The organism is Polaribacter sp. Z014, assembly GCF_023555435.1.
In the GTDB taxonomy this organism is placed as follows: domain Bacteria; phylum Bacteroidota; class Bacteroidia; order Flavobacteriales; family Flavobacteriaceae; genus Polaribacter.
Window position 1 is genome coordinate 1 of the sequence record NZ_JALCZP010000009.1, and the last position, 12,850, is coordinate 12,850.

16 protein-coding genes are annotated in these 12,850 nt (G+C 29.2%); 9 read left to right on the forward strand and 7 right to left on the reverse strand.

Annotation, left to right across the window (positions count from 1 at the left end; translation table 11 throughout):
* Positions 1-96: 96 nt before the first annotated feature.
* The 3 genes from MPF19_RS11525 (at position 97) to rsmI (ending at position 2,858) form a co-directional block, all read left to right on the forward strand.
* Positions 97-411 (forward strand): hypothetical protein, encoded by a 315-nt coding sequence (locus MPF19_RS11525; RefSeq protein ID WP_249988362.1) that lies wholly within the window; start codon positions 97-99, stop codon positions 409-411.
* A gap of 464 nt (positions 412-875) precedes the next feature.
* Positions 876-2,057 carry a hypothetical protein gene (locus MPF19_RS11530; protein WP_249988363.1) on the forward strand — a complete coding sequence of 394 codons (1,182 nt, stop codon included), beginning with the start codon at positions 876-878 and terminating at the stop codon, positions 2,055-2,057.
* Between the two features lie 123 nt (positions 2,058-2,180).
* Positions 2,181-2,858: a 16S rRNA (cytidine(1402)-2'-O)-methyltransferase gene (gene rsmI, locus MPF19_RS11535; RefSeq protein ID WP_203391826.1), complete on the forward strand. Its 678-nt coding sequence runs from the start codon at positions 2,181-2,183 to the stop codon at positions 2,856-2,858.
* Positions 2,859-2,928: 70 nt separating this feature from the next.
* On the opposite strand, the gene MPF19_RS11540 is transcribed toward rsmI, so the two are convergent.
* The 4 genes from MPF19_RS11540 to MPF19_RS11555 all read right to left on the reverse strand — a co-directional run bounded on the left by MPF19_RS11540 (position 2,929) and on the right by MPF19_RS11555 (position 4,657).
* Complete coding sequence (locus MPF19_RS11540) at positions 2,929-3,426, reverse strand: hypothetical protein (protein WP_249988364.1); 498 nt, start codon at positions 3,424-3,426, stop codon at positions 2,929-2,931.
* 39 nt (positions 3,427-3,465) lie between these two features.
* Complete coding sequence (locus MPF19_RS11545) at positions 3,466-3,894, reverse strand: hypothetical protein (protein ID WP_249988365.1); 429 nt, start codon at positions 3,892-3,894, stop codon at positions 3,466-3,468.
* Complete coding sequence (locus MPF19_RS11550) at positions 3,875-4,390, reverse strand: GFO_1088 family ECF-type sigma factor (RefSeq protein ID WP_249988366.1); 516 nt, start codon at positions 4,388-4,390, stop codon at positions 3,875-3,877. Before MPF19_RS11550 ends, MPF19_RS11545 begins: the two co-directional genes overlap by 20 nt.
* Positions 4,391-4,489: 99 nt before the next feature.
* A complete protein-coding gene (locus tag MPF19_RS11555) occupies positions 4,490-4,657 on the reverse strand; it encodes a hypothetical protein (protein WP_249988367.1) in 168 nt (55 codons plus the stop codon).
* A 549-nt stretch (positions 4,658-5,206) separates the two neighbouring features.
* On the opposite strand from MPF19_RS11555, the gene MPF19_RS11560 reads away from it, so the two are divergent.
* The 4 genes from MPF19_RS11560 to MPF19_RS11575 all read left to right on the forward strand — a co-directional run bounded on the left by MPF19_RS11560 (position 5,207) and on the right by MPF19_RS11575 (position 7,485).
* Entirely contained in the window at positions 5,207-5,359 is a 153-nt protein-coding gene (locus MPF19_RS11560) for a HopJ type III effector protein (RefSeq protein ID WP_349666070.1), read from the forward strand.
* Positions 5,360-5,371: 12 nt separating this feature from the next.
* Positions 5,372-6,358, forward strand: a complete 987-nt coding sequence (locus tag MPF19_RS11565) for an aldo/keto reductase (protein ID WP_249988368.1) — start codon at positions 5,372-5,374, stop codon at positions 6,356-6,358.
* Between the two features lie 50 nt (positions 6,359-6,408).
* On the forward strand, positions 6,409-6,750 hold the full coding sequence (locus MPF19_RS11570) for a HopJ type III effector protein (RefSeq protein ID WP_203391832.1): 342 nt from the start codon (positions 6,409-6,411) through the stop codon (positions 6,748-6,750).
* 156 nt (positions 6,751-6,906) lie between these two features.
* On the forward strand, positions 6,907-7,485 hold the full coding sequence (locus tag MPF19_RS11575; protein WP_249988369.1) for a uracil-DNA glycosylase family protein: 579 nt from the start codon (positions 6,907-6,909) through the stop codon (positions 7,483-7,485).
* On the opposite strand, the gene MPF19_RS11580 is transcribed toward MPF19_RS11575, so the two are convergent.
* A complete protein-coding gene (locus MPF19_RS11580) occupies positions 7,447-8,454 on the reverse strand; it encodes a hypothetical protein (RefSeq protein ID WP_249988370.1) in 1,008 nt (335 codons plus the stop codon). The genes MPF19_RS11575 and MPF19_RS11580 overlap by 39 nt on opposite strands.
* A 185-nt stretch (positions 8,455-8,639) precedes the next feature.
* Positions 8,640-9,230 (reverse strand): carboxymuconolactone decarboxylase family protein, encoded by a 591-nt coding sequence (locus MPF19_RS11585; RefSeq protein ID WP_249988371.1) that lies wholly within the window; start codon positions 9,228-9,230, stop codon positions 8,640-8,642.
* 68 nt (positions 9,231-9,298) lie between these two features.
* Here MPF19_RS11585 and MPF19_RS11590 point away from each other — a divergent pair, with 68 nt between their 5' ends.
* Together MPF19_RS11590 and MPF19_RS11595 are read left to right on the forward strand one after the other, a co-directional pair.
* Complete coding sequence (locus MPF19_RS11590) at positions 9,299-10,309, forward strand: dipeptide epimerase (RefSeq protein ID WP_249988372.1); 1,011 nt, start codon at positions 9,299-9,301, stop codon at positions 10,307-10,309.
* A gap of 2 nt (positions 10,310-10,311) precedes the next feature.
* Positions 10,312-11,328: an aminotransferase class I/II-fold pyridoxal phosphate-dependent enzyme gene (locus MPF19_RS11595; RefSeq protein ID WP_249988373.1), complete on the forward strand. Its 1,017-nt coding sequence runs from the start codon at positions 10,312-10,314 to the stop codon at positions 11,326-11,328.
* A gap of 64 nt (positions 11,329-11,392) precedes the next feature.
* Here MPF19_RS11595 and MPF19_RS11600 read toward each other — a convergent pair whose 3' ends face one another.
* On the reverse strand, positions 11,393-12,850 hold the full coding sequence (locus MPF19_RS11600) for a SusD/RagB family nutrient-binding outer membrane lipoprotein (RefSeq protein ID WP_249988374.1): 1,458 nt from the start codon (positions 12,848-12,850) through the stop codon (positions 11,393-11,395).

Consider the following 12,850-nt stretch of genomic DNA (forward strand, 5'->3'; position numbering starts at 1 on the left):
AATCTTAACCTTTACCCTATACTTTTCTGTTATTATTAATCTTAAATGTAATTAATTTTAACATAAACTTTAAGAGTTTACAAACATAGGATGACTATGATGGGAATTACAACTGTTAAAGAAGCTATTGATGCTAAATTTAATATAAGTTTAAAAGATAGCAACTTTAACCTACCAGATTTTCCTATTATTAAGGAAGAAGGTTTTATGGACAATGAGGAGTATGAAGATGAAATAGAAAATATGGATGCCAAAATGTTGATGCTTAGTAAAATGTCTTTTGAAGAATGGAAAAAAATGGCTTTAGGGGATAAAGAGAACGAAGAAATGCAAAAAATGAGTGATCAAGAGCTGCATCAAACTTACGAAATGATGCAAAAAGTGATAAAAATGAAAATGCAAAAAAAATAGAAAATAAAGGATAGTATTTGTTTTCTTAATTTTAAAAAGCGCTCTCATAAGAGTGAAATTAGTTGAGTAAAATGAAAATTTTGGAAGTTTGTAGAAATATATTATTTTAAGATTTTGATATTAGAGTGATTATGTTATTTTTTATTATCTTTAAAGTGCAATTACTAATTCTTTGGTAGTTAAAAAAAGTTTAGACATCCTTACCTAAATTTATAACTAATAGTCAAACTTTAATCTATGTAATCGATTGCTGTACTATAAAAAAGTGTTCAACATATTTTAGAGTTTTTGATAATTATATAATTTATAGTACAATGGAAGTTTAAGGGAAAATAGTACCTAAAAAAAAGAATAAATTGTTATGGAACGAGCAGGCTAAAAGTTTAGTGTTTAGTAGGGGGAATACTAAACTGCTTGCTTGTCTTGAGATGTTTTAATGTTTAACCAGATAAAAATAAAGACTCATGAAAAAAATGGTTATCACGCTTATAATTATTGTTTGTAGTTTTTCTTCTAAAGCACAAAAAGCAAAAATTATTGGAAGTTGGCTTATAACCAAAGTAGAATTACCGACCAATACACAATATCCATTTAAAGTTATAGAGTTCTCTAATAGGGGAAGAGTATTGATGGAAAGTGTATTGATTGCAACTTGGCGTTACAATATTAGAAGTAATGAAATTCAAATGAGATCTAATATTAAAAAAGACTTTAATGGCATGAGCAAAATTTTAAGTAGTACCAATAAAGAACTCGTGTTAGAAAAAGAGGGCATAAAAACAACCTATTTAAAATTAGATCTAAATAAAATTGCTAAAGAAAACGCAATGTCAAAATTAAAAGGAGCTTGGAAATTAGAAAATGATTTTGATGATATTCAGTTGCTAAAAATGGAACTACCAGATATTTTTTCGTTAACTACAATTTCTTCAAAAGATAGCATAAAATCAACAACTAATGGAACGTGGATGTACAATTCTAATGAGAGATCTATAACCTTTATAGGGGAATCGGAATTGTTAAAAGGGAAAAGTACGTTAAAAGAGCAATCAGAAAATGTATTTGTACTAAATTTAAATGGAAAAGAAATCATTGCTAAAAAAGAAGTATCCTCCACTAATTTAGAGCGTTTAATTTTTAATATTGATAATTTTCCAGCAAGACCAAACGAAAACCCTCCTTGGTTAGATTTTAATGCTTTATTAGTAGAACTAGAACATGTAAACTATTTAAAGTATAAACAAAGTAGGTTAATACCAAACACAACAAGTTTTAAACAAGACACTTTATTGTCTAAAATCAACATAAATAAAAAAAGAAAAAGTATCACTGTAAATAATTTAATCATTACAGAAAAAGACACCTTAAAAGGTGCTGAAAGTTTTAAAGGAGGCTTTTTAAATATGACCAATGATTTTTTTCCACAAGAAAAACTAGGTCCGTTTAGAGTAATAACAACGGAAACTATAAAAGTAATTGCAGGAGAATTTGAATGTAAAGTAGTGGAAGGTTTTTATGGAGAAGTAAAACTTAAATATTGGATGATTATAAATAAACCAGGTGTTTTTGCCAAAGTAATTCGTGAAGATATAGACGCTTTTAATAATGTAGATTATTCGATAACAGAATTAATAGAAATAAAATAGAGGTATTCATTAATATATTGAAGGTTTCAAAAGAATACTTCTTTTCTGAATTCATTTACCAAACTTACAAAGGGGTTTTATTTAATTCTTTTGTAAGTTTGTTGTGATAATGTAAATGATACCATGAGCAAACTATATTTAGTGCCAACACCAATTGGTAATTTAGAAGACATGACGTTTAGAGCCGTTAGAATTCTAAAAGAAGTCGATTTTATTTTAGCAGAAGACACACGTACCAGCGGAAAACTCTTAAAACATTTTGAGATTGAAACGCAAATGCACAGTCATCACATGCACAATGAGCATAAATCTGTAAAAGGAATTGTACAAAGAATCCAAAACGGAGAAACTTGTGCATTAATCTCTGATGCGGGAACACCTGCAATTTCAGATCCTGGTTTTTTATTGACAAGAGCTTGTGTGGAAAATAATATTGAGGTGGATTGTTTACCTGGAGCAACGGCTTTTGTGCCTGCTTTGGTAAATTCTGGTTTACCAAATGATAAATTTGTTTTTGAAGGTTTTTTACCCGTAAAAAAAGGAAGACAAACTCGTTTTTTATTGTTGGCAGAAGAAAAAAGAACCATGATTATTTATGAATCTCCTCATAAATTAGTAAAAACTTTAGGGCATTTTGTAGAGTATTTTGGAGCAGATAGGCAAGTTTCTGTATCAAGAGAACTCACAAAAATGTTTGAAGAAACCATTAGAGGAACTGCAACTGAAGTTTTAGCACATTTTACAGCAAAACCACCAAAAGGAGAAATTGTTGTGATTGTGGAAGGGAAGTCTACAAAATAAATTATATACAAAATTCCCAATCAATAGATTTTCTACTTATTGGGAATTGATGCAAAAAACAGCTAAGTAGTTACAGTTTTTTTGTGGTAATAATTATCACACCATTCGGAGCGTTGTATTGTTGTATTGCTTTTTCTCCTTTTAAAACTTCCATTTTATCAATAGTATTAGGACTTATGGTATCTAACATTGCTTTGTCTGTAACTTTACCATCAACAATTACCATTGGTCCATTTTTACCTCCGATTTCTGTATCTTTTTTTGCTACTTTAGGCATAGGAATAGAGGTCGTTTCTAACTCTTTTGTTTTTATTAGAACAACACCATTTGAAGCATTGTATTTTTGTTTTGCTTTCTCTCCTTTTATAACATTAACAGATGCTATTTTATTTTGATCTATCAGTTCCATTGGGAAATCGAATAGTTTATCATTTACATAAATAGTAGGTTTAGCACCATCTTTTAATTTTATATAGATTTTTTCTTTTTCATCCTTTTTTTCTTCTTGTGCATTAACAATGGTTGTTGAAAACAACATAACAGCAGCTATAAATAATATTTTTTTCATTTTTATTATATTTAAGATTAGTAATTATATTTAATGGGTTTATTCTATTTTGGTGTAGACAATTAATAAATCACTTTCTACAATAATTCTAAGTATTGGTTTTGTTTGTTCGGCTACTATAAACATTTTTTTTGCTTCGTTAAGCAAAGCTTCTTTTTCGTTATTACTTAAGCCTTGGTTTCTTAGATTATTAAGATAAAGTGTACTCAGTAATAATATGGAAGCTATGGCAGACATCAAACCAATTTTAAATCGATTGTTTTTTGTCGTTTTTTTATCAAACGATTGCCATGAATCATCATTAAAATTATCTGGAACAACTTTTTTATTTTTCTTTACAAAAGAAGACCATGCTTTAATTCCTGTTTCAGAATCGTCTACGTTATCAAACAAAAAGGTTTCTTCTTTTAAAGTGCTTTTTCCCGATTTATATTTTTCTAGTATGTTCTTAATATTTTCCTCTTTCATAACTATATGTTTTTTCTAAGGCTGTACTTATTTGTTTTCTTGCTCTGGAAAGTAAAACTCTAACATGTTCTATTTTTATTTGTAAAGCAGCGGCTATTTCATCAAAATCATAACCATCGATATCTCGCATTATAAAAACTTCTTTTTGTTGTTCTGGTAACTTTGTTAGAATGTTTTGAATGATATTATTTAATTCTTTCCATTCTAAATCTGAATGTCCATTTGTCGATTTTATAATTTTAAGAGTTGCGGTAGAATCTTCTAACAACACTGTTTTTTTTCTTAAAATATCTAAACAATAATTACGAGCTGTTAAAATGACAAAACCTTTTATATTTGGATGTTTATCAAGTTGTTTTCTCTTATTCCATAGTTTTATCATTATCTCTTGTATTGCATCTTCTGCATTAGAATTACAGCCAAGCATTCTAGCTACCATAGGAAATATGAGTGATGATAATGAAAATACTTTGTATTTAAAGTCTTGTTTGGTCATTCTATTTTAATAACGTTAAAGTATGTGTATTTATAACAGTGAAATGCATTTTTATTTGAAAAAAATTAGAATGATGCTATTGAAGAGGGGAAAAGAATATTAAGTTTCTTTTTTATCACTAGGGTTTTCTTTAGTATTTATAATAAAGCTATCTAACTCCTTTATTGTTAAATTCGGAAATAAGTTTTTCACTTTATCCATCTTCTTTAAAATTGATTTCTCATCAATATTTTTGTTTACATTAATCCTTATTTGTAATACTATCACAGAAAGTAATGAAATCAATATTAATATTTGCCAATGCGTTAAAATTAATTATTTGAAATTTTTAGATTTTGATTTTTCTTTAATTTTCAACCTTAGAGTCAATCCAATTTGAAGGATGATTCCAGATATTATTAAAGTTATGAATTGGTATGTTTCCATAATTTATAATCTTATTTTGCTAAAGTAAATCGAAAGAAATTATTTTTTAAGACATGAAATTTCTCTAGTAAAATCAATGGTTTTGACTTTTAAAGAAAATCATTACTCAAAAATAAATTACAATCAAGAATCTTACAAATAAATGATATATTGAAATTCGTAGTTTCATTGATTTATTATTTTCAAGATTACAAAAACCATAAACTTTAAAATAGGACAGACTTTTAGAAACATCTAAAACCCTTATAAATAAAAGGGTTATTAATATAAAAAAAAATAATTATATAGTTCGTTATAAGATGTTTATGTGGTTTTCCTGAATATGTTTTCATTAAAATTACTTCAAGTAGAGAGAGATAGATTTTATTACTTTTATCAAAAAAAATATAAATGATCACCCAACAATTCAAAACAAAACTAAAAGTAAACCCAACCCAAATTAACTTTGCTGAAACCATGCAAGTAATTGAAAATAATTATAATTTTACACCAACAACATTTACAAACAAAGAACTTAAATTAATTTTCAAAAAATCACAATAAATAATAGCAAAAATGAATTACAGAAAGTTAGGAAAAACAAACTTAAACATCTCAGAAATAAGTTTAGGTACTTGGCAAGTTGGTGGAAAATGGGGGAGTGACTTTAGTTTCTCTAATGCAGAAAAAATTATTAACACAGCAATTGATAATGGAATTAATTTTATCGATACCGCAGATGTTTATAGTGATGGATTAAGTGAAAAAGCGGTAGGTAAAATTGTACGTGCAAGTTCTGAAGAAGTGTTTATTGCAACAAAGTGTGGAAGACAGTTAAATCCTCATATAAATGCATCATACACAACTGCAGCTTTAAGGAAATTTGTAGAAGATAGTTTATCTAACTTAGGTGTTGATAGGATTGATTTAATTCAATTACATTGTCCGCCTACAGAAGTGTATAGTCGTCCTGAGATTTTTGGTTTGTTCGATGATTTAACTAAAGAAGGTAAAATTAGAAATTACGGAGTAAGTGTAGAGAAAGTTGAAGAAGCATTAAAAGCAATAGAATTTGAAGGAGTAAGTACCGTTCAACTTATTTTTAACATGTTTCGTCAAAAACCAAGTGAAATATTTTTTGAGGAAGCAAAGAAGAAAAATGTTGGTATTATTGCTCGTGTTCCATTAGCTAGTGGATTATTGACAGGGAAATTTACTAAAACAACAACCTTTAACAAAGAAGATCATAGATTCTTTAACCGTGACGGAGCTGCCTTTGATAAAGGAGAAACGTTCTCTGGAATAGATTATAATTTAGGTTTACAGGCTGTAGAAGAGTTAAAAACAATTTTTAATGAAGACGAAAGTCTTGTGCATAAAGCATTACAATGGATTTTGTCTTTTAATGAAATAAGTTGTGTAATTCCTGGAACTTCTAGCGTAGAGCAATTAGTTTCTAACTTAAATACAAGTAATATAAGTCCGATTTCGGATACCCAACTCGCGCAAACAAAAAGTATTTACGATAAATATATTAAGGCAGAAGTGCAAGATTTATGGTAAAATAGCTAGAACAAACCTAAATAGAATTAATCATTTTACAATCTTTAGATATGATCATCCAACAATTCATAACAAAATTAAAAGTAAACCCAACCCAAATTAACTTTGCAGAAACCATGCAAGTAATTGAGGATAATTATAATTTTACGCCAACCACATTTACAAACGGAGATATTAAAAACAAAACAGGCGAAAATTCTGGTTCTTGTAAGTTATTTGCATTTGCGAAGATTCAAAAATTGACAAAAGAAGAAGCTTTATTTTGTTTTGGAGAACACTATAAAAATGTTTTAGAAGATGAAAATGGTATTTCGCATCAAAATATTAGAAACTTTATGAAATCTGGTTTCGAAGGATTGTCTTTTGAAGGTGAAGCTTTGGAATTAAAGTAAGATTTCTAACACAGATCATTTCGAAATGAGCTTTTCGCCTTTCGACTCCGCTCAAGATAAACTAATGAGAAATCTCATCTTTAATAACATAGAAATTTAAAATGAGATTCCTCGTCGTTCCTCCATCGGAATGACAAAAAACTGTATTTTTAGAGTATGCAAAATCTTTTATCTGAAATAAAAAAATGCACAATTTGCGAACCACATTTAGATTTGGAAGCAAATCCTGTGGTTACAGGTCATCAAAATTCTAAAATTGTAATTATTGGTCAAGCTCCTGGAATTAAGGTTCATAAATCTGGAATTCCTTGGGATGATGCAAGCGGAAAGCAATTACGTAAATGGCTCAATGTTTCTGATGAAGATTTTTACGATGTAGAAAAATTTGCTATTGTACCCATGGGGTTTTGTTATCCCGGAAAAGGGAAAAGTGGCGATAAACCTCCAAGAAAGGAATGTGCTCCACAATGGCATCAGCAAATCATTGACAAAATGCCAAATTTAGAATTGATTATCCTTATCGGAATGTACGCTCAGAATTATTATTTAAAAGACAAGGCCAAACGTACACTTACAGAAACAGTAGATAATTACCCAGAATATTTACCTACCTATTTTACACTTCCGCATCCATCTCCAAGAAACCGTTTTTGGCTGACTAAAAACCCGTGGTTTGAGAAAAATGTGATTCCAGAATTAAAAAACAGGGTTCAAAGCATCATTAGTAGAAAATGAAAGTCTTGTTTTTCTGTTTTCAATTTTTTGATATAATGTATTAAAAAACTTTTGTCTTTCTACAGAGGCATCACCAGAAAGGTTGTTAGAAAATTCTATTTGCGTTTTAAAATGTTGTTCTATCTGTTGGGTGGTATTCTCATCACTCACTCTAAAATAACTTAAATTAGTATAGGGGACAAAAATATTTTTTTGGTTTTCAGATTGCATAAGCACTGTATTTAATAGCGGAACTAAATTGTTATGATACAATTGATAGCTATTTTTACTATGGTTTCTTTTTTGATTTTTTGCTTGTTCTTCAATTAATTTTAAAGAATCTACTAAACTATCAGCAATCATTAAAGATTCGGATTTTGTGATAAGTCCAATTTCAAAAAAATACTGAATTTGATTTAAAATATTATCTATACTAGAATCACTCCATATTTCTATTAACGCAACTTTATTGTATTCTTTTAAAAAAGTATTGTGTTTTTTTAAAATTTTAGAAGAAGTAGTAAATTCTGAAAAAGGCATTTTTTTTGTTTTAGAATTTCTGCTAGAAATATTAATTAAAGCAAATATTCTAAACATAGAAAAAAAGCCATTGCCAGCATGGTAGAGTGGGAAGTCTTTAAGAGAGTTTATTAATAATGCTCCCTTAGACTGCTGTAAGTTTTTAATCTCGTTAGTTGATTTGTCAAAAAAAGTTTGTAAAAAGTTTTCTTCAATTAAATGATGCGTTTTTTCTACAACAATTTTTTTATTATCATTTTTAGTAGATAATAATAAAGTATTTAAATCTATATTGTAATGATTTGCAAGTTTTAAAGTTTCCGTTAAATTTAACGCGGTCTTTCTACTAACTCTTCTATATGCTGCATCGTAACTTATATTTAAAACCTCTGCAATTCTATCTATAAAAGAAACGTTTTTAGGGAGTTTTTTTTTAATATAATTAAATAATCTTTCTTCTGAACTTTTCATTTAAGCCTTTTTTTTATATAAAATTCACAAAAAAAACATTTATTTTTTGTGAAAAACACAATTGTAATAGGTGATATTTTTACTACTTTTGTGATCTAAATTTGAATAGGTTGGGGGACCTTAATAATTTATATTGATCTTCTCATTTTATTATGAGAGGGTCTTTTTTTATCAAAAACCTTTTTTTATTGATGTTTGCCTACTTTAAAACCATGTTTACCTAAATATTGATTTCCACTTTCAATAGCTCCTGTTTCTAACGTTGTTCCCATAGAGTCATTCCAACGATTTAAATATCCAAATAAAGAAATTACTCCTAACATTTCTACAATTTCTCCTTCATCCCAATATTTATAGAGTTCTTTTTTAATAGTTTCATCTACAGCATTTGGCACCATAGAAGCAGCCAAAGAAAAATCTAAAGCCGCTCTTTCTGCATCAGAAAAAGCTGCATGTGTTTTGTATTCCCAAATATTATCTAATTGCTCTTGTTCAGCTCCATAACGTTCTGCGGCTCTAATTGCATGAGCTTGGCAATATCTGCAACCTGTTGCATTACTAGATACCCAAGCAATCATTCTTTTTAATGCAGAGGTTACCTTACCTTCATTAGCCATAACTGCTTTGTTTAAATTGATAAAAGCTTTAGAAATAGCGGGTCTTCGTTGCATAGTTAAAACTGAATTAGGACAAAAGCCTAAGGTCTCATTAAAAAAAAGTGCTAATTCTTTTGTTTCTATATCGTGTTCTGCAGATAATGGGGTTACTAATGGCATTTTTATGATTTTAAATTTATTTATAGAATTCTAATTTTATAACTTTACGATAAATATAACTGTAAAAAATGGAAATAAAACTACATTCTTATAATCTTCAATTAAAACACACATTTACAATTTCTAGAGAGTCTCACGATTTTCAACCAAGTTTAGTTGTAGAGTTGGTTTCAGATGGTTTTTCTGGTTTTGGTGAAGCAACTTCAAACCCTTATTATAATATTACAGTTGATAAAATGATGAAAATTATTTTAGAAAATAAAAATGTTATTGAATCTTTATCAGGCGAAAATCCTTCTATTTTTTGGCAAAAGTTACAACCGTTATTTAAAGAAAATATGTTCGCATTATGTGCTTTAGATATGGCTTTTAATGATTTGTATGCACGTAAACTACATAAAAAATTATATGCGGTTTGGGGTTTTAATATTGATAAAAATCCAATGACAGATTATACAATAGGTATCGATTCTGTAGAGAAAATGGTAGCGAAGATGAAAGAACTTCCTTGGCCGATTTATAAAATAAAATTAGGAACAAAAAACGATATTGAAATAGTTACAGAATTAAGAAAACATTCTGATGCCATTTTTAGAATTGATGCAAATTGTGGTTGGACAGCAGATGAGGCGATAGAAAATTCGATAAAACTAAAAGAATTAGGGGTAGAATTTTTAGAGCAACCTTTAAAAGCAGATGATATTGAAGGAGCAAAGAAGTTATACCTAAATTCTGCTTTACCCATTATTGCAGATGAAAGCTGTATTGTAGAAAGTGATGTAGAAAAATGTTTTGGTTTGTTTCATGGTGTAAACGTAAAACTTACAAAATGTGGAGGTTTAACTCCGGGTAAAAGAATGTTAGAAAAAGCAAAAGAATTAGGTTTAAAAACAATGGTTGGTTGCATGACAGAATCTACCGTTGGTATTTCTGCCATTGCACATTTATTACCACTTTTAGATTATGTTGATATGGATGGTGGCTTGTTGTTAAAAAAAGATATTGCTAAAGGAATTACCATACACAATGGTGTAATTTCTTATGCTGATAAAAACGGAACAGGAGTTTCATTATTATAAATATGCAATTAGAAAAAGTACCAAACACAACAGCTTCTTTAAACGGAAAAGAATATTTGTATTTTAGTGGAACTTCTTATTTAGGAGTTGCTGCTTTACCGGAGTTTCAAGAATTGGTTTTTAAAGCAATTAAAAAATGGGGCGTTTCTTACGGAAGTTCTAGAAGTGCAAATATTAAACTAGCAATTTATCAGAAAGGTGAAACTTTTTTAGCCAATTTTTTACAGACAGAATCGGCTGTAACACTTTCTTCAGGAACTTTAGCGGGTCAATTTGCTATAAATACATTAGATACTTTAGTAGATGCTTTTTATTTTATGCCAAAAACGCATCCGGCAATTTTGCCAAAAAATGCGTTGCCTGTTTTTAATGATTCAGAATTACATACATCTTTAAAAACTTTAAAAAATAAAAAAATAAGTATTGTTTTAGATGGAATTGCTGCTTTTGAAACAACTCCGTTTTCTTTCGGTTTTTTAAAGGAAATAGATGCTTCGAACACCATTTATATTCTTGCAGATGAATCTCATAGTTTAGGTGTTTTGGGTGAAAATGGAAATGGAATTTCTAACTTGATACAGAAAAAAGCTCATATAAAAGTGATTATTACTTCTTCTTTAGGAAAAGCTTACGGAATTAACGGAGGCGTAATTGCAGGAGATTTATGTTTTATCAACCTAATCAAAAAAGACAATCTTTTTATTGGTTGTGCAGGTATGAGTCCTGCTTTTTTGGAGGTTTTTGTAAATGCAGAAGAAATCTATAAAAATCAATTATTAAAACTGAAAAGTAATATGGAGTACGTGTATCATCAATTAAAAGATAATACAGCAATTACTATAGATAAAATGTATCCTGTTTTCTTTCATTCTGATGAACAAATAGAACAAATTTTATTAAATAAAAATATTTTAATAACCTCTTTTTATTATGCTACAAGCACTAAAAAGTTTAATAGAATTGTTGTGAATGCAAATCATACAAAAGAGCAGTTGGATGTTTTAATTTTATCATTATAAAAAATAATCAAAAAAAAAGACCACTTTTAAAGAGGTCTTTTGCAATTTAATTAATTTGAGTTTTTTATTGATCCCACCACATTCTTGTAGAGAAAGTATCTCCACCCATATCTATAACAGCTTGGTCTAGATTATCTCCATTTATAATGCCTTCATTCGTCGGATAAAAATATCTTCTAGGAATTTCGGTTGTGTTAAGTAAACCTGCGGTAGGGAAATTTAAAATAGGGTAATCTAACCTTCTCCATTCGCTCCAAGCATTTCCTCCTTGAGAAAATAATGCAAGATATTTTTGCTCTCCAATATACTTTTTCCAGTTAGATGCGTTATACAGAACATCTGTTTGAGCCAAATAAGAAGTGGTAGCAGTAGAACTAACTCCCCATTGCTCCATACTTGCTGTAATAGCTTGTTTGTATGTTGTTGCAGCATTTCCTGCAGTGCCAAACCAACCTCTTTGTTCGGCTTCTGCTTTAATAAACAGCAATTCAGAATACGTCATAATATAGCTGTTAAAATCAATAGCTCTTGTGGTTGCATTTGGTAATGAACGGTCTCCTATTGCGTAATTAAAGGTGTCTGTAGTTTCTAAACCATAAGGAAAGCCAATATATTCTCCTGCATCATTGGGATCTGCATATTTAGATGTTCTTGGGTCTGAAGGTGTTGAAGCTGTACCAGAACCATAAGAATTCATTAAATCAGTTAATGGTTCTGCAATAAAAGTCCATTTTTGCGTTAAAAATTCTATATACAATGGGTTTGCATTGGCTTCTTCATTTTGAAATGCAATAACTGCATTGTCATTATTACTCGTAAATACAGAAGCTCCTAAAGCATCAGCAACTTCAGTTTTGGCTAAGCCAGGGTTTACTTCAGACATTCTCATGGCAATTCTTGCTCTCATAGAGTTTGCAAAAGCTTTCCATTTAGTCATATCTCCATTATACATTAAATCTCCATTTGTAAAACCAGAAGCATTTGTATCTATTAATGCAACTGCATCTTTTAATTCTTGTAATAATGCAGGGTAGATATCTTCTTGTTTGTCAAATTTAGGAGAAGTAATATCGTCATTAAAAGTTTCTGAATAAGGTACATTTCCCCAAGTATCTGTTAGGTTATGAAAAACCCATACTTTTAATATGGTGGCAACTGCTATTTGGTTTTCGTTTTTTCCATAAGCTGCGTAACTATCTTTGTCTTCTCCTGTATTTAGTTTAATTATTTCCATAATTTCAGGTAAAATACCATAAAAAGCACTCCAATCACCATCAGGAGAAAGACCGTACACACTTCTAGTAGTTGTTTCTCTTTGCGCCCATTGTTGCGAATAAAACATCATGGTTTTGTTATAACCTAGCCCAGAATTAACATTAATTAAACTTTGTGTTGCAGCGGTTAAAAGTGCTGTAGTAGGTACTTTTGTTGCCGCTAAGGGATCTTTATTTAGTTCTTCATAATCGCTAGTACAAGAACTTATACTAACAAATAATATACATATTATTATAATTTTCTTCAT

Bases quoted from the DNA above. Each gene is read 5' to 3' on its own strand.
- MPF19_RS11525 (WP_249988362.1), top strand. From the start codon at position 97: ATGATGGGAATTACAACTGTTAAAGAAGCTATTGATGCTAAATTTAAT.
- MPF19_RS11530 (WP_249988363.1), top strand. From the start codon at position 876: ATGAAAAAAATGGTTATCACGCTTATAATTATTGTTTGTAGTTTTTCT.
- rsmI (WP_203391826.1), top strand. From the start codon at position 2,181: ATGAGCAAACTATATTTAGTGCCAACACCAATTGGTAATTTAGAAGAC.
- MPF19_RS11540 (WP_249988364.1), bottom strand. From the start codon at position 3,426: ATGAAAAAAATATTATTTATAGCTGCTGTTATGTTGTTTTCAACAACC.
- MPF19_RS11545 (WP_249988365.1), bottom strand. From the start codon at position 3,894: ATGAAAGAGGAAAATATTAAGAACATACTAGAAAAATATAAATCGGGA.
- MPF19_RS11550 (WP_249988366.1), bottom strand. From the start codon at position 4,390: ATGACCAAACAAGACTTTAAATACAAAGTATTTTCATTATCATCACTC.
- MPF19_RS11560 (WP_349666070.1), top strand. From the start codon at position 5,207: ATGATCACCCAACAATTCAAAACAAAACTAAAAGTAAACCCAACCCAA.
- MPF19_RS11565 (WP_249988368.1), top strand. From the start codon at position 5,372: ATGAATTACAGAAAGTTAGGAAAAACAAACTTAAACATCTCAGAAATA.
- MPF19_RS11570 (WP_203391832.1), top strand. From the start codon at position 6,409: ATGATCATCCAACAATTCATAACAAAATTAAAAGTAAACCCAACCCAA.
- MPF19_RS11575 (WP_249988369.1), top strand. From the start codon at position 6,907: ATGCAAAATCTTTTATCTGAAATAAAAAAATGCACAATTTGCGAACCA.
- MPF19_RS11580 (WP_249988370.1), bottom strand. From the start codon at position 8,454: ATGAAAAGTTCAGAAGAAAGATTATTTAATTATATTAAAAAAAAACTC.
- MPF19_RS11585 (WP_249988371.1), bottom strand. From the start codon at position 9,230: ATGCCATTAGTAACCCCATTATCTGCAGAACACGATATAGAAACAAAA.
- MPF19_RS11590 (WP_249988372.1), top strand. From the start codon at position 9,299: ATGGAAATAAAACTACATTCTTATAATCTTCAATTAAAACACACATTT.
- MPF19_RS11595 (WP_249988373.1), top strand. From the start codon at position 10,312: ATGCAATTAGAAAAAGTACCAAACACAACAGCTTCTTTAAACGGAAAA.
- MPF19_RS11600 (WP_249988374.1), bottom strand. From the start codon at position 12,850: ATGAAGAAAATTATAATAATATGTATATTATTTGTTAGTATAAGTTCT.